18 protein-coding genes and 3 pseudogenes are annotated in these 25567 nt (G+C 57.5%); 14 read left to right on the top strand and 7 right to left on the bottom strand.

Features of this window, described 5'->3' with window-relative positions; all coding sequences use genetic code 11:
- Positions 1–139: 139 nt before the first annotated feature.
- A pseudogene (locus tag IB238_RS24710) lies at positions 140–301 on the bottom strand (alpha-hydroxy-acid oxidizing protein); the annotation flags it as partial.
- A 32-nt stretch (positions 302–333) separates the two neighbouring features.
- A pseudogene (locus tag IB238_RS24705) lies at positions 334–435 on the bottom strand (IS3 family transposase); the annotation flags it as partial.
- Between the two features lie 69 nt (positions 436–504).
- On the opposite strand from IB238_RS24705, the gene IB238_RS21760 reads away from it, so the two are divergent.
- The 5 genes from IB238_RS21760 (at position 505) to IB238_RS21740 (ending at position 7891) form a co-directional block, all read left to right on the top strand.
- Complete coding sequence (locus IB238_RS21760) at positions 505–1989, top strand: polysaccharide biosynthesis/export family protein (protein ID WP_348648281.1); 1485 nt, start codon at positions 505–507, stop codon at positions 1987–1989.
- A 174-nt stretch (positions 1990–2163) separates the two neighbouring features.
- Positions 2164–3285 (top strand): glycosyltransferase, encoded by a 1122-nt coding sequence (locus IB238_RS25075; protein ID WP_192252077.1) that lies wholly within the window; start codon positions 2164–2166, stop codon positions 3283–3285.
- Positions 3263–4438, top strand: a complete 1176-nt coding sequence (locus tag IB238_RS21750; RefSeq protein WP_192252074.1) for a glycosyltransferase — start codon at positions 3263–3265, stop codon at positions 4436–4438. The genes IB238_RS25075 and IB238_RS21750 overlap by 23 nt, the downstream gene beginning before the upstream one ends.
- Complete coding sequence (locus IB238_RS21745) at positions 4410–7190, top strand: glycosyltransferase (RefSeq protein WP_192252072.1); 2781 nt, start codon at positions 4410–4412, stop codon at positions 7188–7190. The genes IB238_RS21750 and IB238_RS21745 overlap by 29 nt, the downstream gene beginning before the upstream one ends.
- The gene (locus IB238_RS21740) at positions 7187–7891 is read left to right on the top strand and encodes a class I SAM-dependent methyltransferase (protein WP_192252070.1); all 705 of its coding nucleotides are present in this window, start codon (positions 7187–7189) and stop codon (positions 7889–7891) included. Before IB238_RS21745 ends, IB238_RS21740 begins: the two co-directional genes overlap by 4 nt.
- 130 nt (positions 7892–8021) lie before the next feature.
- Here IB238_RS21740 and IB238_RS21735 read toward each other — a convergent pair whose 3' ends face one another.
- Both IB238_RS21735 and IB238_RS24695 read right to left on the bottom strand, forming a co-directional pair.
- Positions 8022–9665 (bottom strand): right-handed parallel beta-helix repeat-containing protein, encoded by a 1644-nt coding sequence (locus tag IB238_RS21735; protein ID WP_192252068.1) that lies wholly within the window; start codon positions 9663–9665, stop codon positions 8022–8024.
- A gap of 1272 nt (positions 9666–10937) precedes the next feature.
- Positions 10938–11100 (bottom strand): annotated as a pseudogene (locus IB238_RS24695) (IS6 family transposase); the annotation flags it as partial.
- A gap of 215 nt (positions 11101–11315) precedes the next feature.
- Between IB238_RS24695 and IB238_RS21730 the strand changes: the two are divergent.
- Positions 11316–12752, top strand: coding sequence for an MBOAT family protein (locus tag IB238_RS21730; RefSeq protein ID WP_192252065.1), 1437 nt, complete (start codon positions 11316–11318; stop codon positions 12750–12752).
- A 13-nt stretch (positions 12753–12765) separates the two neighbouring features.
- Positions 12766–13743 carry a hypothetical protein gene (locus tag IB238_RS21725; RefSeq protein ID WP_192252062.1) on the top strand — a complete coding sequence of 326 codons (978 nt, stop codon included), beginning with the start codon at positions 12766–12768 and terminating at the stop codon, positions 13741–13743.
- A gap of 364 nt (positions 13744–14107) precedes the next feature.
- Here IB238_RS21725 and IB238_RS21720 read toward each other — a convergent pair whose 3' ends face one another.
- Together IB238_RS21720 and IB238_RS25070 are read right to left on the bottom strand one after the other, a co-directional pair.
- On the bottom strand, positions 14108–15475 hold the full coding sequence (locus IB238_RS21720; protein WP_192252059.1) for an O-antigen ligase family protein: 1368 nt from the start codon (positions 15473–15475) through the stop codon (positions 14108–14110).
- 29 nt (positions 15476–15504) lie between these two features.
- Positions 15505–16560 (bottom strand): glycosyltransferase family 4 protein, encoded by a 1056-nt coding sequence (locus tag IB238_RS25070; protein WP_348648289.1) that lies wholly within the window; start codon positions 16558–16560, stop codon positions 15505–15507.
- Between IB238_RS25070 and IB238_RS24680 the strand changes: the two genes are divergently transcribed.
- Positions 16522–16704, top strand: coding sequence for a hypothetical protein (locus tag IB238_RS24680; RefSeq protein WP_246723794.1), 183 nt, complete (start codon positions 16522–16524; stop codon positions 16702–16704). The two genes, IB238_RS25070 and IB238_RS24680, sit on opposite strands and share 39 nt — an antisense overlap.
- Before the next feature lie 2 nt (positions 16705–16706).
- On the opposite strand, the gene IB238_RS21710 is transcribed toward IB238_RS24680, so the two are convergent.
- Positions 16707–18842, bottom strand: a complete 2136-nt coding sequence (locus IB238_RS21710) for a polysaccharide biosynthesis tyrosine autokinase (protein ID WP_281414487.1) — start codon at positions 18840–18842, stop codon at positions 16707–16709.
- 377 nt (positions 18843–19219) lie between these two features.
- Here IB238_RS21710 and IB238_RS21705 point away from each other — a divergent pair, with 377 nt between their 5' ends.
- The 6 genes from IB238_RS21705 (at position 19220) to IB238_RS21680 (ending at position 25123) form a co-directional block, all read left to right on the top strand.
- A complete protein-coding gene (locus IB238_RS21705; RefSeq protein WP_192252051.1) occupies positions 19220–19939 on the top strand; it encodes a sugar phosphate nucleotidyltransferase in 720 nt (239 codons plus the stop codon).
- A gap of 68 nt (positions 19940–20007) precedes the next feature.
- A complete protein-coding gene (locus IB238_RS21700; protein ID WP_192252049.1) occupies positions 20008–21144 on the top strand; it encodes a DegT/DnrJ/EryC1/StrS aminotransferase family protein in 1137 nt (378 codons plus the stop codon).
- Positions 21141–21830, top strand: coding sequence for a sugar transferase (locus IB238_RS21695; RefSeq protein ID WP_192252047.1), 690 nt, complete (start codon positions 21141–21143; stop codon positions 21828–21830). The genes IB238_RS21700 and IB238_RS21695 overlap by 4 nt, the downstream gene beginning before the upstream one ends.
- Positions 21831–21883: 53 nt before the next feature.
- Positions 21884–22891, top strand: a complete 1008-nt coding sequence (locus IB238_RS21690) for an SDR family NAD(P)-dependent oxidoreductase (protein WP_192252045.1) — start codon at positions 21884–21886, stop codon at positions 22889–22891.
- A 217-nt stretch (positions 22892–23108) separates the two neighbouring features.
- Positions 23109–24305, top strand: coding sequence for an ATP-grasp domain-containing protein (locus IB238_RS25065; protein ID WP_210333673.1), 1197 nt, complete (start codon positions 23109–23111; stop codon positions 24303–24305).
- Positions 24302–25123, top strand: a complete 822-nt coding sequence (locus IB238_RS21680) for a metallophosphoesterase family protein (protein ID WP_192252043.1) — start codon at positions 24302–24304, stop codon at positions 25121–25123. Before IB238_RS25065 ends, IB238_RS21680 begins: the two co-directional genes overlap by 4 nt.
- Positions 25124–25567 lie beyond the last annotated feature (444 nt).

The raw sequence follows: 25567 nt of genomic DNA, 5'->3' as shown, positions 1-25567 counted from the left end.
AGCCATCACTGGCAATTCCGGGCACCGCATCTTTTCGAGTTAGCATCACCTGGTTCATAGGCCGGAGGGAGAGCCTGGCAGGTCCAGGCCTCCGTGCCGGATCACCCCTGGTGCAGGTTTCGGGCGACAGGTCGCACCCGTCGCGCTCGCCGCGCAGCGCCATGGTGATGTCGAGCTCCTTGCGGATGATCTCCAGCGCCTTGGTGACGCCGGTCTGGCCGCCGACGGCATCGACAATGCACATGCTGATCGACGAGGGGGCGCCGTCGAGCTGGCGGCCACCGTGGTTGGAGACGATGATGCCCTTCAAGATCAGCTTGTCACCCCGCGAAGTTTGTTGTGGAGTTGCAGGTCCATCTCTTTGTAAAGGCGACAGATTCGCTTCGGATTGACCGGCCATCCGTTACGCCTGAGCAGGATGTGCACGCGTCGATAGAGGCTGGAAACCATGCGAGCAGCCACCAAAACTGTTCGGACAAACCGAGCCACCTCTCCTGCAATCGAATGAAGACACTGCGAACCCTGCTGCTACTGTTCGCCATGTTCGATAGAGCGCTTCGATCAAGTGTTCGAATTCGAGCTGCCGGGCTGGAGCACAGCACTTGGCCCAGTACATCGTTTCTGCCTGGGCCTCGATGTGAGATGGTTGCAGATCAATTGGGGAGGGCCCGCCGGTCCACTAACAAATACGTCGGTGATGACATGAGGATAGCAAGGATAGGCGCATGGGCCCGAGCGCTAAGTGTTGGCTGGATCCCGCTCGTGTTCACGCTTGTGTGTAATGCTGCAGCAACAGAGTACAAGCTTGCGCCAGGAGACGTGGTGGAGATCACCATCGCTGGACTGCCGGAGTGGCAACACCGGGTTGCCATCCAGTTCGATGGAACGATATCTCTGCCGACGTTTGGGACGATCAAAATCGCAGGTTTGACCGCGGCGGAAATGCGGAATCAGATCGCTTCCATCTTGCCGACACGACTCTTCCGGGAACAGACGCCGGAGGGACGCGAGTATACCGTTTTCGTTCTCCCGACCGATGTCGCCGCAACCGTGGTCGAATACCGACCTATCTACGTTGATGGCGACGTCTTGACGCCAGGCCAATATGCATTCCGGCCCCTCATGACGGTCCGTCAGGCCGTGGCCCTCGCTGGGGGCTACAGCACAATGCGGGCGAGCCCTGCCATGTTCGATCGGGATCGAATGGCGGGCATGCGCGAGGACTACAATCTTCGCGTGTTAGAGTACGCGAGAGAAACCGTGCACCTGCTACGCCTGCAGGCCGAACTGGATGACGCGGACACGTTCAAAGAGAAAATCCCAGCAGACCTGCCGGTTCCAGCTGCTACTCTCGCAAATCTCGTCCGGTCCGAACAGGAATCGCTGAAATTCGCGCAGGAAAACCACGACCAGGAGATCGCCTCCATTCAAGCTGCAATGAAGCAGGCTGATGAGCAGATCGCAGTTCTCGCTCAACAGGAAAAGAAAGAAGAGAGCGGAGCACAGGCTGATGCGGAAGAGCTTGATAAGCTTATCAAGCTGTTCGAGGCCGGCAGTGTGCCCAGTACGCGTGTGTCGGAGGTACGCCGCGCAGTGCTTCTATCTTCCACGCGCCAGCTTCAGACCACTGTGAACATGATGGAGATCCAGCGAGGACGGGGGGACTTGGCGCGGAGTCTCGACAGGACGATAAACTTGCGTCGGATCGAACTTCTCAAGGACTTTAGAGAGACGAGTGAGAGATTGGCCGAATCGGAATTGCGATTGAGGGGCGCCGGCGAGAAGCTGCGGCCCGGCAGAACCACCTCACCCTCTCAAATGCTCGAAACGGCTGCGCAGGCCCTAATTGCCATCACGCGCAAAGTCGAGCAGGATTGGCGCCGCCTCCCGGCAGACGGGCATACCGAGCTACTACCGGGCGATGTAATCGAAGTCTTGCTCCGTTCCGATCAGCTGCCAGGGAGTATGGCGGCGATCGGGGAGAAATAGAGGGGTATCGAGAAGCTCTACCAGCCTACGAAACAGTCATCCGCAATCCAGGCGGGTCAGAAACGGGAGCCCACGCTAAACGTGGAGGACGCTGTATGGCTCACCCAGCAAGAGGGGAGTTGACTAATGCGAGAGGGGCGCGGGCCAAGAGCGACGCAACCGGAATCCATCGCCGTGGTCATCGGGCAGCTCGGGCAAGGCGGAACCGAGCGGCAACTCTATCATTTTCTCGCGCATTGTGATTTCGCCCGCTGGGCCCCCACCGTCTACGTGTCCGGCGAACTCGGGTTCTGGGAAGCTCCGATCCGCGAACTTGGTATTCCTGTCGTGCTGCTGAAGGGCCGCCCTCTGGATAAGATGCGGCAGTTTCGTGCGGCGTGCGTCGCTCGGAAAACTCGATGCCTCTTCTCGTGGTCGTCCTATACCAATGTGTTCGCACTCGCCTTGGCGGGGCTCGGCATCCGAAGCATCGGGTCGTTCCGTAACGCGTTATTTGCAGACCTACCGACGGGCCTACGCAGCTTATGGTCGTGGATGAGCGTGGCCGGCATCTCGACTGCCGTCTGCAATTCGCGGGAGACACAGGGGCAACTCGCGCACCGCCTCGGCTCAAAAAGGCACGTTGTCTATGTGCCGAACGCGGTCGAGATCTTCCCGTCTGATCAGATGGCACGCTGGCGTGCCGAGTGGCGTCAGCGTCTTGGTCTGCGCGATGACGCGGTGTTGGTGCTTGGGGTAGGCCGACTGGTGCCGCAGAAACGCTTCGACCGCTTCATCGATACGATCGCAACAGTAGGTCGGCACTGCACGGTGCAGGCCGCGATCGCCGGAAAAGAGCTCGGCTGTCTCGACGAATTGAAGAGCCAGGTCGCGCGCCTCGGGCTGGGCGACAGGGTCCGCTTTCTCGGCAGTGTGCCTGATGCCCGAGAGCTCATTTGCGCCTCAGACATTTTCCTACTGTCTTCCGACTACGAGGGCATGCCCAATGTTGTAATGGAGGCCATGGCAGCGGGCGTGCCATGCGTCGCCACGCCAGTGAACGGCGTCGTCGACCTGATCCAGGACGGCGTGACCGGGCTCATAGCCGAATCCGAACAGGATGAGCTGTCGCGCGATGTTCTTCGTCTGGCGACGGACGCCGACATGCGACGCGAGATCGGCACCCGCGCACGTGCTTGGATCGAGCAGAAGTTCCAGCCGAAATTGGTCACCGGCCAACTCTGGACGTTATGCGCTAGGGGAAACGATGCCGATACAAAGAAGTGGATTGGCTATGCGACTCGCCATCTTCGTTGATCAGGTTTTTTGGCGTGAGGGCGACACTCTTTCGACGGATGAGTCATACATCCTCTTTCCGGCCAGTTTGATCGAGTTCGTCGACGAGATCGTCTTCATCGGGCGCGAGGCAACGCAACCCGGACGCGGACCCTATTTGCTTGACCATCCGGCGATCACGCTTTGCCCTCTCCCCTATTATCCGAGCCTGTATCAACTTTGGCGCGTCGGGCCTCGTGCTTTCTTGGATATCCGTCGCCGAATTTCGGAGCAGGCGCGGAATTGGGACGCGATCCTGATTGGCGGTCCGCATCCGATCGGGCAGATGATCGCGAGGGAGTGCATTGCGCTCGGGGTGCCGGTAGGCCTGGTGGTTCGCCAGAACCTAGTCCAACAGTTGGGCACACATCGGGGTCTGAAACGTCATGTTGCCGTGGCGGCTGCCAGGGCACTTGATTGGCACTTCAAGCGGCTTGCGCGTGATCGAACAGTGTTCACTGTAGGGCAAGACCTTGCTCGGGAGTACCGCCACTTCAGCAACCGGGTGCACGACCATACGCCCTGTCTCATGAGAGACGCGCAGCTCAGAGCCTTTGCAGAAATGTCTTTCGGACCCGATCCAACGCGCTTGATCTGCGTTGGTCGGTTGGCTCTGGAAAAGGGGCATCACGTGCTTCTCGAAGCTCTCGCGCACCTTAAGCGGCGCGGTGTTCCGTGCCGCCTCGATATTGTTGGTACAGGCCCGCTGGAACCGGAGCTCAAGGCTCGATCCATGGCTCTCGGCATTTACGACACAGTCACGTTCCACGGTTTTGTGCCTTATGGACCGCCTTTGTTCGAACTTTACCGGCAAGCCGGAGCGCTTGTGCTGCCATCCTTTACGGAGGGCTTTCCGCAAGTCATCAATGAGTCGCTATGCATCGGTCTACCCACGATCGCGACTGCCGTGGGTGGCATCCCTCATCTCCTGAAGGACAACGAAACGGCCATGCTTGTTCCGCCAGGCGACATCTGTGCGCTGGCCAGTGCGATCCAGCAGGTTGTTTGCCGTCCGGAACTACGGGAGCGTTTGCGTAGGAATGGGCGCGCCCTGATGGCTGACAACACCTTGGAAGTCAATCGTGCACGGATGATTGGAGTTCTTCATGCTGAAGTCTTCTCAAAAGCCGCCTGAATACCGGTCTGCGCTCGCCGATTACCCGACACCTCCGATCCCCAAGCAGCCGACTGTCGGCATTGTCATCCCGATTTGCAATGAGATTGCACATCTTAAGACACTCGCTTCCGACGTTTTCAGTCAGGATTATCCCTCGATTGCCGAATTCTGGTTCGCCGACGCCGGGTCAACCGATGGAACGTTCGAGATGCTGCAAGAAATGCAGCGGACCGACCCACGGGTGCGAGTCATCGAGAATTCGCGTGGTAGCCCCGCTGCTGCACTCAATTTGGCGCTTTCTCGCATCCGGACTGACATCGTGCTGCGTCTTGATGCCCATGCCCGTTACGAACCCGACGTCGTCCAGCAAAGCGTCTCGACACTGCTCGCGACAGGCGCCGGGGGGGTGGGAGCAATCGCACGTCCTTTACCAGCACAATCACTCGTTGGTCGTGCGATCGTTGCGGCACATAGAAGCCCTTTCGGCATCGGGGTTGCTAGGTTCCGCAGAGAAGGAGCCGCAGGATGGACCGATACCGTATGGAACGGCTGCTATTGGAAGTATATCGTCGACCAAGTAGGTCCACTACGAGAAGATCTTTGGCGTGCTGAGGATAATGACTTTAACGAAAGAATACGGCGGCTCGGCTATGGCCTTTATCTTTCGCCGGATATCCGAGCTTTCTATCAGCCCCGGCAATCCCTGCCTGCGCTCTGCAAACAGTATTTTGGCAATGGGTTCGGCGGTGTCCTCGCGATGGTCGAGAATTGGCGCGCATTACGGCTGCGTCATCTCGCTCCACTCGCCTTAGTAGCAAGCCTGTCAATCTCGGTAACTGCATCTCTATTTTGGCCTCCCGCGCTGCTCGCCACTTCAGGCCTGCTGTTATTTTATGGGACTGCTTTGCTATCGGCGACCCTACTGGCGGCCTGCACATCGCCCGGCTTATACCTGCTCCTCTTTCCCGCAGTGCTGGTTTCACTGCACTTGAGCTATGGATGCGGTTCACTTTACGGACTCGCTTTGCAGTCCCGCTCCCTCGTCGCACGCCTTTCAGATTCGATTACTCGTTCTTTCGGCGCATATCGAACCCGGCGTTGGCCGCGCCCTGGGCTAACCGTCTGGCTCGTGCCAGTCATCTTCTATTTCTTGCTGCCTTCCGGTACGGCACGGACAGAACCGGCTATATGGCTCGTGCCCAGTTTGGAACGCATCGAGCAAAACGCTGTCCCTGGCGACCAGCTGACGATCGAACTTTATGCCGCCCGTGGTGAAATCGAGTCGTTTCAGGTTGGGATCAGTGCGCCGGTCACCGGCCTCACCAACGTAACGATTCAGGTGGAAGATCTGACCAATGGCGACCAAAACCGTATCGCTGCGACGAATGTGACGCTCTATCGCGAGCATTACGTCCATGTGACGACATCCAGTCCCGACCTGCGTGGATCGAACCAACCGCTCGGCCCGGGCTGGTACGCTGATGCCTTGATACCGCTCGGTGCCGAGGCAATCGCTCCAGCGACAGACGACCATTCCCGAGCGACTGCCTTTTCCGTTCCTTCGCGCCAAAACCAGCCTATCTGGATCGACGTCGCCGTTCCGCGCGATACGTTGCCCGGCCGCTATAGCGGCGCCGTGACAGTGTCAAGCGATCAAGGAAATGCCGTCGGCGAGATTGTGCTTCATGTGTGGAATTTCACTCTCCCACTCACCCCCTCGTTAAATTCGGCTTTCCTTATCTGGGATGCGAATACTCCGCAGGCTCAGGCCGAGTTGCTGAAGCATAAGCTAATGCCGCGTGACGTGCGAGTTCAGGATCAGGCTTTGTTCATCAACAGGTTCGGACTGAAATCCGTCAATCTCGGGCTGTGGAGCGATGCCAGCATGGCTCAATGCACGATGGCGCCGCCTCCATCACTCGAAGAGGTGCAGCAGGCTGCAGCTGAGCACGATCCCGCGCTCCGTCTCTTCAACTATACGGCCGATGAAATCGACCGCTGTAGCGGTGTCTATGGAACTATGAAAGCCTGGGCACGCGTACTTCATGAGGCGGGTGTCGACAATCTCGTGACGATGAAGCCTGTTCCCGAGCTCTATGACGATGGCACTGGAAGCGGGCGTTCTGCTGTCGATATCTGGGTGCTTCTCCCCAAAATGTACGAGAGCGCATTAGAGCGGATCGCCGAGGTTATGGCCAAGGGCGATGAGGTTTGGTCATACAATGCCCTTGTTCAGGACGAATATTCTCCAAAGTGGCAGATCGACTTTGCGCCGATCAACTATCGCATCCAGCCCGGCTTCATCAATCAGAGCCTCGGGTTGACAGGGTTGTTGTACTGGCGCGTCGATCTGTGGACCGACGATCCTTGGAAGGACGTGCAGACATACCGGACGGGAGGCAATGATTATCCGGGAGAGGGCATGCTTCTTTACCCGGGGCAGCCCATCGGAGTGGAGGGCGTGGTGCCCTCCATGCGGCTCAAATGGCTGCGCGATGGCGTCGAAGATTATGAATTCGTCGAGATTCTCAAGCGCAAGGGTTGCGGCGAGATCGGTGGGGAGATCGCCCGAACCATAGGAGCCTCCTGGAAGGACTGGACTCAGAAACCGGAATTATTGGAATCTCAAAGGCGTCGACTTGGCGTTACTCTGTCGGGGCTTGTTCCCGGAGATGATTGCCATGCACCTTCGGAAGTGTCGGACCAGTTACCAGCTGCCAACGACCTTATCAAAGAGAGCCAAGAGGGTTCCAGGGAGAGTCTTCAGTGAGCGGCGATGAGGTTAAGCGACTTCGAGAAGTCTATACCGGATACCTGCGGGACGGGCGGTGGAATCACTTTAGCCCCGGTCGTCAGCAAATGTGCAAGGAACGGAGTGATGCAATCGAAACTTTGATCGACGACTGGCCTGGCCCCCCTCTCTGCGAATGCCGAATTCTGGACGTTGGATGTGGCTACGGCAACCAACTCGGGTGGTTCAATGAGCGCGGAGCGCAGCCCGAGAATCTTTTCGGGGTGGATCTCTTGTCAGCTCACATTGAGAATGCACGCAAACGCTACCCGACCTTCAACTTGACGCAATCAAATGCCGAATGCCTGAGCTTCCCAAATGACTCGTTTGACATAATAGTCGCTTTCACCATTTTCTCCTCAGTGATCGACAGCGAGATGGCGAGAAACATCGCGTCCGAAATGCTCCGGGTGCTCAAGAAATCAGGAGCGATCTTGTGGTACGATCTCCGTTATCCAAGCCCGACGAATCGCTCGGTTCGAGCAATGACAAGACGGCGGATCAGCCGTCTGTTTCCGGCTACTGTCGTACGGCTGAAGTCGATTTCACTACTTCCTCCTTTGGCCGATGGCCTAGGACGCACGGCAGCTACCACCTATCCGCTCCTGGCCGGTATTCCGCTTCTGCGATCTCATTATCTGGGATTGTTGACCGCGGCCGGAAGCTCGTCCGATTCCTAAACGCCGCCGGTCGGATACGCGTCCCCTCCGCAGCTATCAGGCTTGAGTAGCGCCGGGCGGCCCGGTGAAATTGGCATGGCGAGCGACACGTAAGACCAGCGCGAACGGAGTCCGCGCTGGCCAAATCCTGTTAGAGCAAGAAGTCAGAGGCATTGATCGCCGCTGCATTGGTATCGAGCAAGCCGATGTTGCCGTGGTCGCTGGTAATGAACACGTCGTCCTTCTGGCCATCGCCATCGACGTCGGCACCGACGACGCCCAGGTCCGTAAATTTGAGACCAGTTTGGCGAAGGTCGATTTTGTCGGAACCGTCCTCCCAGTCCAGTATCACATCCGTGCCCCAGTTGGCTTCCCGGTAAACGAAGACATCGGCACCCTGGCCGCCGTCAAGGAAGTCGTTGCCGGCCCCACCGCTCAGCTGGTCGGCCCCATTGCCACCCTCGAGAAGATCATTGCCGCCGTGGCCGAAGAGCTTATCGTTCCCGCCCTTGCCGTCGATCAACTCGGCGCCAGAGGTTCCATTGATAGTGTTGGCGCGCCCATTGCCGTCGATCATCTTGTAGGAGTCGTAGTCGGGTAGGCCGACGGAACCCGGAACGTCACCGTCAGGTGGCGTGACGTCAGGCGGCGTGACGTCAGGAGGCGTGACGTCAGTAGGCGGCGTACCCGTCCCGAAAGCACCCAGATTGACCAGATCGCTGCCCTTCGCGAGATGAAGAAACTGCGTGCTCGGGAGCGAACCGTCGGCTCCACGGTCCCCCCGCGCCGTGCTATCGTTCAACGACTGGAAATCGCTCGAGTCCACCTTAACAGGCATCGTCCACGAATTGCCTTCAGTCGATCCGGACGCCGCTATTTTTCCGGTTCCGGCCGACAAATTGTTCCGGAAGGTATGCTCCGTCTCCCAAAATCCATAGTTGTATAGGCCGTTGTTATACGCGGTGTTGTGCTCAAGCTTTATTGGATTGGAGGCGGAATTCTCGTCGAATCCAATCGATCGATTCCCCCACGCAACATTGTTGGTCACAATATGGCCACCCGAGGTGCTGTCCGTTCCCGCGCGCGCGCCGCCCAGCTTGAAGCCGTTTCCATCTCCACCCACGCTGCCGTCAAGGGCGTAGCCATTGTCGAAGGCCCAGTTGCCATCCAAGACAAGGGGCGCACCCTTCGTGTTGTTATGCACGTTGAAAAAGTCAAAGCCATCGTCCGAGTTGGCCCAAGCGCGATTGCCGCGCAGGACGTTGCCCGTGCCAGTGGTGCTGACCTGAAAACCGTCCGCGTTGTCGCGATGCAGATCCTGATTGTGGTGAGAGTCGTTATTGAGAAGCAGGTTGTTCGAGCTGGCGCCGAACATCACGATGCCCTTACCCTCCCACTCCGAATTCCATCCGTTGTGGTGAACGTCCAACTGCTCGATTTTGTTGTTATGCGATTGGCCCTGAATCATGAGGCCACCTTCGGGACCATTCTTGATCTCAAGACCCTTGATGTGGTTCCACGAGACACTGGACATGTCGACGACATAGCCGCCCTTCATCGAGGACCCGTCCAGGATCGGCACCTCATTCTGGTAGTTTGTCACCGTTATTGGATTGCCACTCGTGCCGTCATTCGTGAGCCGCACTTCGGATGTGAGCTTGTAGACCCCTCCGCGCATATAAATCGTATCGCCGGGTTTTGCGATATCATGCGCATGCTGAAGCGATGCGAACGGTTTATCCAACTGACCAGAATTGTTGTCCGATCCATTGGTGGACACGTAGTAAGACGCCATTCTTTAGAATCCTCATAAGACTCAGTCTGCTCACGACTGAGGTTTATCTAAGTTTTGTTTTTCTCAAAGATGACCAGTTACCGGTTCGATTCTTTGAGAATGCGGAGGATGATTGCACATGCAAATGCGACGAGACTTTGTCGACCTGCGCTGAATCGAAAGAAGACACAGCGTCTCTATCGAAAGGAAGGGCTTTTCATGATAACCCTCCGCCGAGGCGGCCTGCTCTTGATTTGATCAATGGCTTCAAGCGCATGCCTTATGTCACGCGCTACAGTCATTTAACAAATTAAGGTCCTGCTTGGCGGATTTTGGTCGCCGAGTTTAACATTGTGGATAACCGGTATGGGAGCCCCTCACCGCCGTCCACATCGTCCGCAAGTCGGGAGGCCGGACAAAGCGCCTTAACCCAAGGCCAGTTTTGATGCGGCTGGCGCGACATAATTGTTAGCGTAGCTGCGAATGACGAGCTGACTTGAAGCCACTGGGACCGGTGCAAGCGCCTCGAAGGTCGCCGCGGTGATGATACCCAATTCAGCCAGATGCGAACGCAAGGCGTTGACCGCTTGTGTTTGTTGTCGTGCGGACTTCGCATAATCCCGTACTCCACATAAATGCGGAAGTCTGCCGGATGGCTAGCCAGGAACACCCTGGAAGGAATCAGGCCGCTCGAACCGCTCGGGTCAAAGTGCGCCTCGTTGACTTCAGTGCGCCACGCACGACGACGTCGGCGCACTGCGCTTATGCGGCTTCCTCAGGTGACAGCAATCGGGCCGGAAAAACGAGCAACCCTATGAGTATGAAGAAAGTCGGTTGAGCGTCCATTCCTCCGCCCTTCAGCCAGGAGGCGAAATAGCCCATAGACACACCGAGCATCAGTGGAAAATAGCCCGCGACTAACGCATCGTGAACATATAGCATGTGGCGGCACGAAGGTACTGCCACACAGCGAGGACGACGGCGCTGGCATAGAGGAAGGTGTTTGATCCTGCAGTCGACTCGGCATCGCAGGCAATGATGGCCTCGCGGTTGGTATGGCTGCCATCGATCACAATGCGTTCCGGCCGTCCATGACGTTTGATGGCTTCTCGGATAAAGCTGCTTGGCAGCCAACGGCTCGTGGTGTTTGCTGGGGAAGACCTCCACCGTTGTCGTCGCCGTTGATGGCGAGAGGTACATCCACAGCGACTGCGGACATTGATGTAAGTCTCATCCGCATGCCACTTCCCGGTGACGGCGCGCTTTCGCTGATTGAACCGTTCTAGCAAACAGTGGTGCGAAGTGAATGACCCAGCGATGGACCGTCGAATGATCGACGCTCAGACCGCGCTCCGCGATCATCTCCTCCAGGTCGCGGAGGCTGAGATTGCAAGCCAGTTAACAGCGAACACAGGGCAGAAATCACCGAGCGGTCAAAATGGCGGCCCTTGAACATGAAATTCCCTCTTCCAACGAAAGAGCTTCATGTCCCAAGCACCGTTACCGCCCGGTTTGCCACAGAACCGTGTGATGCGCCATGCGCAAGGAACCAGCACCTTATCCGAAGGAATTAGTTGTGGTCAGTTCAAATCAAGAGCACAGTCTCAAGCGCACGTAAGCCAATGATGACGTATGCCGTAAACTGATCTGGCACCCTTGGAAGAGGGCATCATGTTATTCAACAGCTGGACGTTTTGGATATTCTTTGCCATTGTCGTTCCAATTTATTGGCTTCTTCCATTTCGCCTTCAAATATTCTTCTTGCTGGCGGCCAGCTATTTATTTTATGGCTGGTGGGACTGGCGCTTTCTTCCCCTCGTTACTTTTTCTACAGTTATGGATTTTTATCTTGGCATCTTGATTGCATCCACTTCGTCCGAAGCGAACAAAGGGCGATACGTCTGGCTGTCTGTGGTCGTAAATCTGCTTCTGCTTGGGATCTTTAAATACTATAATTTCTTTTCCAATGAGCTCATCACAGCGCTCAACTCAATTGGCATCCCAGCATCGCTGCCAGTTGTCCAAGTGATTCTTCCGGTGGGAATTTCATTCTACACTTTCCAAAGCATGAGCTACATCTTCGACATCGCCCGCGGGGTAACAAAGCCCGCTACGAGTTTTTGGAGCTTCGCCCTGTATGTCTCATTCTTCCCGCATCTGGTCGCCGGGCCCATCATGCGTTCTGGCGCCAAAGGACAGGATGCCCTTGGACGCGGACTTCTAAAGCAGATTGAAACGCCGCGAGTCCATCGTTCCGACGACTTCGCAGTCGGACTTTACTATATCCTACTGGGCCTCTTTAAAAAAGTTGTTATCGGCGACAACATGGCCGTGCTGGTCAATACCATCTTCAGTCGCGATACATCCCAACTCACTGGCATCGAATGCCTTGTCGGCATCTATGCTTTCGCATGGCAGATTTATGCTGATTTCTCAGGCTACAGCTCTATAGCCCAAGGCGTCGCCAGATGGATGGGCATTGATCTGATGGATAATTTCAAAGTTCCCTATCTGGCTATTTCCCCCAGCGATTTCTGGCGCCGCTGGCACATTAGCCTCTCCACCTGGTTGCGCGACTACCTTTACATCGCACTCGGTGGCAATCGTGGCGGGGAGTACACGGTTCTCCGCAACCTTATGATCACAATGGTCCTTGGCGGCATCTGGCATGGCGCCAACTGGACCTTCGTTTTCTGGGGCCTCTATCATGGGGCACTGCTGTCAATCTACCGTCTCATGGGTTGGGAAAAGGTGCGCACGCTATCTATCATTGATCGTAGTTGGCGGATCGTGCTGATGTTTCATCTGATCTGCTTCGGCTGGCTTTTGTTCCGTGCCGAGAACATGCAGCAGGTAGGTGAGTTCCTCTATCTTATGGCAACGGACTGGCGCGTCACGCCCACCGCTACTGCCATGCTAGGGTTGATCGCCTTCTATGCACTTCCGCTGTTCATTTTTGAGTACTGGACCACCTCTCGCGCGAAGAATCTTCTTGGCCTCACACAAAGCCCTTGGATCGCGCGTGCATCCTTATACGCCTACGCAGTACTAATGCTCATCGTCTTCCAAGCACCTGAAAGCCATGAATTCATCTACTTCCAATTCTAAATCCGAATGGAAAGTGATCGCGAGCTTGCTGGCCGTGCTGCTCATCGGAGAAATCAGCCTTTACTTCACCGAGAACCGGCTGTCTTACGATGTGCAGCACATAGAGAAGATACCAGCCATCATCAATGACATTAAACAAGGGAATTCTCCACGCGTCCTCTTCCTGGGGAACTCATTGACGCGCGCGGGGATACGCCCGGATATCGTCAAGGGAACATGGGCGGGTGCAAATCTCTCGGATGCAACAATCGGTCTTGTTTATCCTGACGACACAGTGCTTACTGATTGGCTCTATATATACCGTCGTTTCATTCAGCCGACCAACACTCAACTTCGCTTGGTCATCATCTGCTTTGCTAATAACCACCTAGATGATGGCCCAGTCCACAATATTGAGCGTCTCGGCGGCGAGTTTGCCGGGTTATCTCTTGCCGCAGAGGCTTTCTCCCACGACGTTCTCTCGCTCAGCGATCGTGTCCGATACTTGCTTGGCGCCACTTCTCGGCTCTGGGCAAACAGGGAGCGCATACAGAAACGGGTTCTGGCGCTGATCCCTGGCTACCAGGAATTCGCTCCAATCATCAATGATTTTGTTCGTAGTGATGGGCAGACTGCAGCTCATGCTAAGCCTCCCACCTATAATCAGTTGGCCAGATTTCTTAATATCGTCACAAGCGATGGCGCCAAGGTCGTTTTTGTCGCCTCACCTGTTCCCAAACCCTATCCTCTCTCCGATGAGCTCTATAATACCATCAGCCGCGGTGGCGCAGAGATTATCGATCTACGAGGCTTCGAGCGCACCGGACCTGGCGATTTCCTTGATAGTCTTCATCTCGCACCCGCCGCGGCTGAGCGCTTCTCCAAAGCGCTGGGCATCGCTTTGGTCGGTAATGACTACGCCCATGCTGCTCTTTGGGGCACCCGCCTCCAAGGCTTTAGGACTGAACCCAGTGGGTCATCTAACGTCGGATCTGGTATAATGGCACGGTGATCTTCGATTTCTTCGCTCGGCGTCCGAGTTGTGAGTGATCGTCTGCATCAGGAGCTTGTGCTGGAGGCGCTACGCAAGGCGTTTACCGTCCCGACGGCCATCATCTGCCCGATCCATCGTCCTGACCACGGCAGCCAATATTGCTATTGGACGCATGGAAGAAACATGGCGGCGCTCGATATATCGATGTCCGGGAGAGGCAACTTTCGACAATGCGGTGGCCGAGACGTAAGCCCCCGGAGAGGAACGGTGAGGCTACGCCGGATGCTTCCCTATGAGCTGGTGACCGCCGCAGGCTCCGCAGAGCCGCAGAGCTTCTCGTCTTCACCAAAGCCTCCGGACTACTTGGGTGTCGGATAGGCGCTTATGCTGCTTCGCCAGGTCGCAGCAATCGGGCCGGAAATACGAGCAGCCCTAGGAGTACAAAGAAAGTCGGGTGAGCGTCCACTCCTCCGCCCTTCAGCCAGGAGGCGAAGTACCCCATCGACACACCGAGCATCAGCGGAAAATAGCCCGCGACTAGCGCATCGTGAACATATAGCTTGTGGCGATGCCGAAAGAACTGCCACACAGCGAGAACGACGGTGCTGGCATAGAGGAAGACGCCGAGCACGCCCGTCTCTACTGCCACCTCGAGCAGCGGACTATGACTCGGCAATTGGGGACGATGCGCGTAGATGCTCGTCAGGGAAGCCACATATCGATGGAGCTCGGTCGGGCCGTTACCGATTCCGACCCCGGTCCACAGATTGTCCTGTATAAGCAGCAAGCTCGCTTGCCACAGCACAACGCGCCCCCCCAGATCCCCTCCGTCATGATCTTGGAAGCGTTGCACGAGGACATCCGTAGCGAATGGTGCAGCGGCAAGCATAACCGCCACCAGTACTATCCCGACGATACCGAACGGCCGCATGGGCTTGTAGAAGAAGAACGCGAGCAGCACGATCATGAGGGAGATAGAACTTCCACGGGAGCCGCTTAGGGCCACAAGACCCAAGGTGCACAGGATGAAGAAAATGCTGAGCACCAGATGGAACGTGCGTTTTGCGCCGGATGAGCGCAACACCGGCCAGATCGACCCGGGAAGTGTCAGGATTAGCTCCACGCCGAAGAGATTCTCGTTCATACCTAAGACTTGCAGTCTCTCGCCAGGCTGAAATTGGCCTGAGAAAACTGCGTGCAGTCCACCCAGGAGGAGGATCCAGCCCATCAACCTCAGGACGCGCATCAATCCGTCTATAGCTGGTATTGATCTGACCTGCTCGGAAATGAGTAGCAGCACAATGAATCCGATGACATAGGTGACAAGTTCCTTGCGGGCCAGGATGAGATCGGGAGCCCAAAGCAGCGTTACAATCGCCCAGACAAGATAAAGGGCCATTACAATACATACGGCGTTCCACTCTATATGCTGCCGGTGAACGATGACGTTGAGCAGCCACGCACCTAACGCAAGCGCAATGGCCGAATTGACCGCGAGCGTGTAGACGGGGTCGATCCGAAGCCCCATTGGCACTAGCCCAAGGAAGATGGCGACATACAGGGCGCCCCGGGGCCGTTGCACCAAATAGAGGGCGATAGCGGCACCGGCGGCGCCGCCGACGGCCAGAATCGGGGCACCGGGATCGCCCGACAGGATCAGCCAGGAAGACGCCAAGATTGCAAGCAGGACTGCCGAGGCACCATACAGCAGCCTCATCGGCGGTGGTACAACACGAAAAAGATTCAGCACCGCCGGTCACCCCTACCTTCGAGTCTGGATCAGCCGCGACCCATAGACTGTATTGTCGGCGTCACGCCTACTCGTATCCCGGGAAGAGCCTCTTCCAGGGCCTGGCACACCGCCTCGAGGCTATGCCGTCGGCGAACGTAGGAAAGCGCAACTTTTCCGCACCGCTGATTCAGCGACTTCGTTCGAGCGAGTGCATCGACATCATGAACCAGCTGAGTCATGGTTCGGCTGACGAAGCCCATTCCCTCCTGCTCGATCACTCCTCCCGGATCCACCGATAGTGACACAACGGGAACCCCTACGCTCCACGCCTCAAGCATAGTGTTGGGAAAGCCTTCAGCGCAGGAGGTATTTACCAATATTTTGCATTCCGCGAGCAATGCCATCACTTTGTCGTCACGCTGCGGACCGTAGAAGGTCAAGTTTTCTAGTTTGGATATCCGCTGCTCGAGCCCAGCCTGTAGCGTGCCGCTCACTGTGGGGTCGAATCCGCCGACCAATGCGAAGCGCAGCCTGGGTAGCGCTGCCGCCAAATCCAAGTAGAGATGGAGCTGTTTGCTGTTGCGGATCTTCGCGATCCAGATCGCATCAATGGTGGTCGCGTCGTAGACGCGAGGACTTTCGCAGACCGAGCGCACTAAATTCGGCACGTGTGCCGTACGCTTTCGCAGCCGCGGATTGAGGATAGCCAATTGCTGAACGTGCTGAACCGCGATCAGGTCGGTGCTTCGCAAACCAAGGCTGAATAGCGGAGCGTGAAACCATTTCTTGTGGTCGTATGCGGTCCAGGGCGTGCAATGAAGGTCATTGGCCAAGGCATACACGAAGCGCGTATCCCCGCGGCAACGGGCAAAAAGGCCCATCAACCAAAGAAAATCAGTTGGAAGGCGCGCATAGAGAACATCCGGGCGTAACATGTCCATGGCACGCCAGAATGCCGGGAGACTTCTAGGGAATCGCCACGCCGGCGCAGCCTCGATGCAGGTGACACCCGAGATCTTGTTGATAGACTGTGTCTGCCCGCTACCGTACAGGAGGCCTACCTCATGCCCAAGACCCGCAAGAGCCGCGGCAAGATGAGCTATCTGTGCTTCTGCGCCACCCGACGAGCGGGAATCGCCGGCGAGGACCTGAGTCGATCGGTATCCAGGAGAAACAAAGCACCACCGCAACGTTTCGGCTCCTACTCCCAGCTGGTAACGATTTCGATGCTGATCACCATGAGCTGAAGTCAACTCCACAGGCCGGAGCGCGTATAATGTCTTCGGTGCTTCTGGAGGAATTCACCCATATCCCCGAGCCGATACCGTGCGTGCTTTCTCAAATGGACGCGCGTCAACACCGCATGAACATTGGCCAGGCTCTCGAACCGACTGGAGCGCTGCAACTGCTGAAGGGCATTGCAGGCGACCTCGCGCCTGGTGCTTCCCCAGCGCACCGCAAAGATCACCTTGTCGGCTACAGTGGAAAGGAGGCGGGCTTCCGTTGCGAAGGCTGGCGGGCCATCAATGATGACGCAATCGTAGCTCCCGCGCAGCCGTTGACAGATTTCGACAACATTCTGAGCCGCAACAAGCGAAGGCTGGTCGGCACCTGTCCGGTGCACCGGAAGATAGTCGCATTCCAGATCTGGAATCCGGCCAATCGGCCCAACGCTCGTCTGTTTCTGAGGGAGCGAGTGGCATGCATTCTCGTCCGCTACGATTTCGAATGCCGCTGAACCGCGGGGATCTTTGAGGTCGCGGTCGACTAGAAGAACACAGCGTCCAAGGCGCGCCGCGCAGGCAGCAAGGCCCGTGGCCAGCGTCGTCTTGCCTTCGCCGGGCAAACTGGATGTCACAAGGATAACCAACGGCTCAACACTCGCACCAGCAGGCTGGAGCGTTGCCGCTGCGATCGAATAGATCGCCTGGCCGTATGCTGATGAAACTCCATCGAATAAAAAACCGGCTCTTCCGGGTCGCCGGTAAATAGAGGGAATATTCGGAACGAGGCCGATGCAGGAGACGCCGAGGACGTCAACTATGTCGCGTTCACTCCGCAGAGTGCGATCCATGCTCTCAAGAAAGAATGCGATTGCCGCTCCCAACGCAGAGAAAGCGATTAGTCCGGCTGGTATGAAGAGGATCGGGTTGATCGAACTGGGGCGCGTCGGCGCATGTGCCGTTGCGAGGATATGCGCCGCCACTGTCGAGTTATCCTGCTCCTCAGCTATCTCCTGCTTGCGCCGGAGGAGGTCGTTATAATGTTCCGCAGCGGAAGCGGCTTGACGCTCGAGAAAGCGAAGCTCGGCTTCAGAATCGAGACGGTCGGCGGCGCCGCTCTGCAGTGATTTCAGATATTGCTCCAGCATCGACGCTTGTGAGCGAACAACCTCAGCCTCGTTGTTTATCGGCGCCTGCAGACGCTCGCTCAAATCACCTGTCGCGCCCAGTTCTGGGGCCTGCACATCGCCAACCTTGGCCCTCCCCGCTTCGGCACCAGGAGGCGTATCGATAGCTGCTTCTCTTACCGCTATTTCGGACCTCGCGCGTGCAAGCTGCCGCCTCGTTTGGGCGATCAGTTCCGCATCAGCCTCGACACTATTTGTTCCATGGATGATGCGGAAAGATTGTACCCTCTCCTCCGCGTCCTGAGCCTTGGCTTTGACCTCCACGAGGCGCTGGTCCAGCCGAGCAGCCAAACGTTCGGCCGCCTGTCGGTTCCGGTCGCGCAGTTCTTTGATGTGGAGGTCTACGAACTGGTTCGCGATGACGGCAGTTTTTTCGGGACTCTTGCCCGTGTAACTCACGGAGATGATGCGGGAGCGGCGCTCTTGGTTGACTGTTAAGCCTGCTCTGAGTTCCCCGACGCTGGGAATACCCGGCCGTTCGTCACCACTTTCAGGTTTCGGATCATCCGGCACAGGAAAAATGCTTTTGATCGAACCAACGAGCGCATGGAGCCATGCCCGTAACTCTTCGATGGAGTTCCTTAGTGCCGACGTCTCTTCTCGCGTCTCAGACTGAAAGCCGGGGTAATCGTAAAGGCTGGCGCGCACCGAACGGAAGTGATCTTCGGAAGTTAGAATAGCGATCGCCGTATCAATCACAGTCGGATCGACGGTCTCGTAAATGGTCGAATGTGTCGCATCCCGCCCAGGGTCGATGACGATCTGAGCCGTCGCCGTGTACGAGGGCGGGGCTGCCAACGCGGCAATGACAGTCACAAAAGTACCGAGCCCTGCCATCGCGCCTATTAAAACCATGTGCCGTCTTATCATGTCGAGGAGTTTGGAGAACTGAGATCCAGGATCACGTCGCGAATCCGAAGGCGCCGGACCGTCTAACCGAGAATATCTCCCGTTTGGTGGCCTAACACGTTCCATAATTTGCGACCTCTATTTCGACAGTACGAGACAACTTCCGCGAGGATGCATAATTCAGCTCCTGCCTCGTCATTTGCGGCAAACCGAGCGTTAAAGCCTAAGGAGCCCTGTGTCGGGCGTCTTCATTCGTTCGGATGAGGTCGGCAGGCGAAAAGGCTCAGAAATCTGGCATCGACGGCGCGTGCTAGCTTCATACGATCGTCGCGACCAGAACCGCACGCATCGTTCGAACACACGAAGACAGCACTCCCTCAGTTCCATATCCTTTGGAGTAGTTCATCGAAACGTCGCACAAGTAAAGCTGCCTCTGTTGCTTTCAAAAGCGCCGGCATCACCCTAGCGCTAAGCCGTAAGGGCTAGGGAAGAGGGAGGATGAGATGAAGGTTGTCATTCAATGCGGGGGGAAGGGTACAAGATTGCGACCCTTTACGTCGGTCCTTCCAAAGCCTCTAATGCCGATCGGATCGAGACCGGTCCTGGAGCTTCTCTTAAAGTGGCTCAGGCGGAACGGGGTGCAGGATGTCTACATCACCACCGGCTACCTCGGACATCTCATTCGCAGCGTCTGCGGTGACGGCGCCCAATGGAACATGAGGATCTTGTACACGCAGGAAATTGAGCCGTTGGGAACGATCGGCCCGCTTTCCCTTCTTCGGGACGATCTCACCGAGCCATTTCTAGTGCTGAACGGCGACGTATTGACCGACTTGAGCCTGAACCAATTCGTTAGCTTTCATCACAAGCACTGCGCTCCACTGACGATCGCGACCACCGTTCGTTCACACAAGATGGATTTCGGCGTCATCGACGAGCAGGACGGATCCGTAAAGAGGTTCCGCGAAAAGCCAGCGCTGACGCACCTCGTCAGCATGGGCCTCTATTGCATGAATCCGACCGTTTTCGAGTTTATCCCGACAGGCGTTCCATTCGGCTTCGATGATTTAATCCTGCAGATGCTTGAGAGCGGCCAGGACGTGCGTGTCTTTCGGCACAAGGGCCTTTGGCTGGATATCGGGCGCGTCGAGGATTTCCAGAACGCTCAGGACATCGCCTGGGATGAACAGTCGGCCTCGATAGAAGCGGTTTCCGCAGCCTAACGCGGCGGCGCGCCAACCGGATCTGCGGGTACCCAACCGTCTTCACATGAGCCGAAGGAAGTGTCTCCATGCTGCTGGTTTCCGCGCCCATTGTAGGTGCTGAGGAAAAGGCCATGCTTTCCGAGGTCATCGACAGCGAATGGCTGACGATGGGAGATCGCGTGCGCGCCTTTGAGGAGGCGTTTGCCACGATGCATGGAGCGGAGGACGCTGTCGCCGTTAGCTCGTGCACGGCGGCCTTGCACCTGATCCTGCTGGCGCTTGGGGTGGAGCACGGTGACGAAGTGCTCGTGCCGAGCCTCACCTTCGTCGCTACCGCCAATGCCGTTCGCTATGTCGGTGCTGACCCCGTCTTTGTCGACATCGAGTCAATGGATGTGCCACTCATGTCCTTGGCCGAGGCGGAGGCGCGGTGCACCCCGCGCACGAAAGCCGTCATCCTGGTTCATTTTGCCGGATATCTACCTGACCGCGAGGCATGGCGTGCATTCGCTCGGCGGAGAGGGCTGCTGCTTATTGAGGATGCAGCGCATGCACCCGGCCTGAGGGAAGCCGGCACGTTCGGCGATGCAGCGGCATTCAGCTTCTATGGCAACAAGAACATGACGACGGCCGAAGGCGGTGCCGTCCTGGCACGGGATGGTGTCGTGCGCGAGGCAATCCGGCAGGCGCGCGCTCACGGGATGACTAGCACCACGCATCAGAGGCTGAATAGCCGTACGCCGCATTACGACGTCACCATGCTGGGCTTCAACTATCGCATGGACGAGTTACGCGCAGCCATCGGCCTGGCGCAACTGAAGCAACTCCAGAACTGGAACGGCATCAGGCTGGCATTGAGCTTGATCTACCGCCGCCTGATTGCGCTGGACTGTCCTTCGGTCCAAGTCCCGTTCTCCGGAAGCAATCTGTCCGCTTGTCATATCATGCCGGTTCTGTTGCCGTCCTTCGTGAACCGGCAGGACGTGATCGATTACCTTCGAGCCGCTGGGATTCAGACCACCATCCATTATCCCCCAGTGCACCTCCTGTCGCTCTACCGGCAGCTCTACCCGAACCTTCATCTGCCGCGAACCGAAGCCTTCGCCGAACGCGAGTTGACTCTCCCGCTACATCCTCGGATCAGCACATCCATGCTGGAAATGGTCGTCGCGCGTCTTGCAGAGGTGGTTCACAACAGGGCCAATACTGGAGCCGTGGCATGACAATGCAGCCAGTCGCATTGCAGAGGCCGCAAGCGCGAGCCGCCAGCCTGCTCGCGCAGCGGACGTTCGACATCCTCATCGCGGGAGCCGCGATGGTGCTCCTGGCTCCTCTGATGATTCTGGTCGCCGCCGCGCTCCTGCTAGAAGGCGGGCCCCCGATCCTCTTCGCCCAGATACGAGTCGGCGTCGGAGGGCAACCATTCCAGATGTACAAGTTCCGCAAGTTCCGCCCAGATTGCGGTACGGATGGCTGCCCGCTCACGTTGGACGGCGACAGTCGCCTCACGAGAGTTGGACAGATCCTCGCTGCGACCAAAATCGACGAACTGCCGCAATTGTGGAACGTGCTACGCGGCGAGATGTCCATCGTTGGGCCGCGCCCGGAGAGCTTGGACTTCGTTCATTGCTTTTGCGAAGAGTTCGAGGAAGTCCTGCAGTACAGGCCGGGGTTGATCGGCCCGAGCCAGGTAGTGTTCCGTAACGAACGGCAGTTCTATCCGCGAGATCAGGATCCGACGCAATTTTATCGCGACGTCCTGTTTCCGGCCAAGGCTAAGCTCGACCTTGCCTATTTCTCACACCGCAACGTCGCTTCCGATATTGCTTGGATGATCCGGGGGGCGTTGGCCGTCCTTGGCTGGGTCCCGTCGGTTGGCGCCGCTCTGGCAGAACGCGAGCGTCGCTAGCCCAACTGGGATCGTCGCACTTGACATGCGAAGCGCCGCAGGGGAGTTGTTAAATGCGGTATGACAAGAGCAGAGTGCTCATAACCGGAGCTGATGGGTTCATTGGATCGCATCTGACCGAAAAACTCGTCCAATACGGGAGCGAGGTCACGGCCCTTGCCCTTTACAACTCCTTTGACAGTTATGGTTGGCTCGACGATCTGCCCGAAACCATAAAGGAGAAGGTCAATCTCGTTCGCGGCGATGTGCGGGATACCAACTTCATTAGCAGTATCGTGCGGGATCACCAGTTGGTATTTCATCTCGCTGCTCTCATCGCAATTCCATATTCCTATGCGGCAGCCCAGTCCTATGTGGAGACAAACATCCTCGGCACGCTTAACATTCTTGAGGCCGCCCGGCAGGCAGGGACGGAGCGCGTGGTCGTTACCTCCACCAGCGAGGTCTATGGAACGGCGATCACGATGCCGATCGGTGAAGCACATCCTCTGAGGGCACAATCTCCCTATTCGGCGTCGAAGATCGGTGCGGATGCAATGGCGGAAGCATTCGCCCGTTCGTTCGGGCTTTCCGTTGTCATCCTGCGACCGTTCAACACGTTCGGGCCTCGTCAGAGCGAGCGGGCCATCATTCCCACAATTATTCGGCAGGCGCTCGACCCTTCCTGCTCGGCCATATTCGTGGGCGATACGACGCCGATCCGCGACCTCACCTTTGTAGGTGATACGGTTGCTGCGTTTCTTGCGGCAGGAAGCGCAGTCGGGATCGAGTTCGGCAGCCCCTACAATGCAGGCAGCCAGCGGGCGGCGAACGTCGCCGACATTATCGAGCTGGTCCTCGATATGACAAAGTGCAACAAGCCTGTCCGCACGGATGAAAGCCGCCTACGGCCGGTACATTCCGAAGTTCGAGCTTTGCTGGCGGACTCCTCCCGTTTCCAGCGCGAGACTGGATGGCAACCTGTCACCTCACTTCGGGAAGGTCTCGATCAGACCATCTCGTGGTGGCGCCACCGCTTTGAGCAAGGCCGGGTGCGGACGGAGAAGGGGTATATTACGTGACCGCGCCACGCGGCAGGCTCACGGCCCTGTTCCCGGCGGCTACACATGTCCGGTCCGGCCGATGCTCGGCCTGCAAGCGGCGGCCGCCGTGCCGCTGCGGGAAGCTCTCGCGTTGCACTTGACGGCACGTCGCGTCAACTGAGCCTCCTCGGCGCTCCGCGGAATAGGATTTCGAATGTATCGCACTCGCCATCCACAGCAGACATGGGAAGCTCCCGTGAATCGCAAATCGGTCGCCAGCCCCATGGCTTGCGTCATGGGCGATATGAATGTGGTTCGGCCCCTCGGACTGGTTGGTATTTGCTGCGCAGTTGTCGCGCCGCCCGGCAACCCGACCACCTACTCGCGGTTCGTCCGAGCGGTCCTACCCTGGCAGAGCTTCTCAAAGAATCTCGACGCGTTGGCGGACATGTTGCTGCGCTTCGGTGCGGCACAGCAGGAGCCCCCCGTCCTTTTCTTCGAAGAGGATTCCCATCTCCTGTTCACGTCAAGATACCGCGAAAGACTGGGGCAGGCCTTCCGCTTCATCCTGCCCGAAGCAACGTTGGTGGAGGACCTTGTCGACAAGGCCCGTTTTCAATCTCTGGCGGAACGCCTGAGCCTTCCCGTTCCGGCATCACGAAGGATCCGGCCAAGTCCGGACTCAGCGCCGGCTTCCATTGATCTGCGCTTTCCGGCCGTCATCAAGCCACTCAGGCGCCGGTCACCTTGGGAACTGATCTCTGGCGGTAGCAAGGCAATCGAGGTCGCCACAGAAGAGGCGTTCCGAGAACTGTGGCCCCGTTTGGCCAGCAACGAAATGGATCTCCTCGTCCAGGAGATGATTCCGGGGCCGGAAAGCTGCATCGAAAGTTATCATGTTTATGTTGATGATCGGGGCGAAATTGCCGGCGAGTTTACTGGCCGAAAAATACGAACTTATCCGCCGTCATGTGGTCACAGCACTGCGCTGGAGACTACGGATGCGGCGGATGTGGCATCGCTTGGCCACGCATTGGTTAAGAAGCTGGACCTGCTGGGCGTTGCCAAGTTCGATTTCAAACGAGATCCTGATGGTGAACTTCACCTCCTGGAGATCAACCCGCGCTTTAATCTTTGGCATGTCCTAGGCGCACGTGCAGGCGTCAACATACCAGCGCTGGTCTACGCAGATCTGACCGGTCAATCCCGGCCGCTTCCAGCGAAAGCCCGTCCGGGCGTCCGATGGTGCACTCTCCCTTCCGATTGGATTGCTGCTCGCACTATCGGGTTATCCCTGTGGTCGTGGTTGCCCTGGGTGATCCGCTGCGAGGTGACGTCGCATATGAATTGGGATGATCCGGTACTGCTGCACGCGGTATGGCATCGGGGCATGTCTAGCGTTAGCGAAAGACTTTCCCGCCTCATGCAGTCCTCACACCGGGGGGAAGCATGAGGTTGGCGATCATCTCCGATGTTCACTCCAATCTCGAGGCGCTCCGGGCGACTCTCGACGACATCTCGACACAGGGAGCAGACCGTATCGTATGCCTTGGCGATATCGTCGGCTACAATACGGACCCGGCAGAGTGTATAGCCCTGCTACAGGAATGCGGAGCCATATGCGTAGCCGGAAATCACGACAGGGCTGTCTGTGGACAGATCGTCACCGACGATTTCGGCTTTGTCGGCGCCCGCGCGATCTTCTGGACACGCCGGCGGCTCGGCCAGGAAGCAGTATCATTTCTGGCCGGACTGCCCCTCAAGGCTGAGATTGGCGACGCGGTGATCGCGGTTCACGGCGCACTGCACCCGGAGAAAAGCTGCGATACGGTTCGGCTAGACAATGACGAACAGCGCCGGGCAAGCTTCGAGGCACTCATGAACCACCCCTCAGGCATCCGGATCTGCGCCTTCGGACACACGCACCGCCTTGGCGTCTTCGAATGGCAGGGTTCCTCGCCGCGACAACTTCTTGGCAACGAGATCAACGTCAAGGAGGATACCTATTACCATATCAACCCGGGTTCAGTCGGAGAATCGCGGACCTCCGATCCACGCGCGACGTACCTAGTTCTGGATACCGCGCGCCAGGCCATCAAGGTGAGGCGCGTGGAATATGACTGGTTTGCTTCAATGGCAAAGAAACGGCGGGCGGGCCTGCTACCTCCCTTATCCACCCTTCCCGAGCCGCTCAAGGCAGCGCTGAGGCGATATCTCGTTGTTCTCGGCCTCTATGACGCCGTAAAGCGAAAGTGGGAAGTAAGTGAGTGATGTCAGTTTAACTGACGATGAGGCTGGTGGCTGGTGATCAGTAGTTATGACGCAGCCGACTGATCTGACCCCTTCAAACTGGGCCACTTTTGATTAGCGTTTTCTGAGGTCTTTCCTGGCAGGGAAAAAGAACGGAAGCACTCCTCAATACCCGTGAGCGCAAACTGCCCCCGCGAAAGCTGGCGGAGCGGCTGTTACCGACGCAGGTGCAACGCGGCAGCAAGCGTGACTTCGGCGTTCCGCTTCGCGCCTGGTTCCAGCGGCCGAGTGGGCAAACGTTCGAAGGCGCGCCGCTTCTGGGATGTGACGTACGTAGAACGCATCATCGCGGCCCACATCTCGCCGGGTAGGCGAGACTTCGCGCCGCTGCTATGGCGGTTTCTCTCTTTCTGGATGCGTGGTCGCGCACCTATCTGGACAGTGATGCGTTCTTACAGGGGCCGC

Source organism: Rhizobium sp. ARZ01, assembly GCF_014851675.1.
Classification (GTDB): Bacteria; Pseudomonadota; Alphaproteobacteria; order Rhizobiales; family Rhizobiaceae; genus Mycoplana.
Note: the sequence above shows the minus strand (reverse complement) of the source record. Positions and strands in the feature narration are given on the sequence as shown.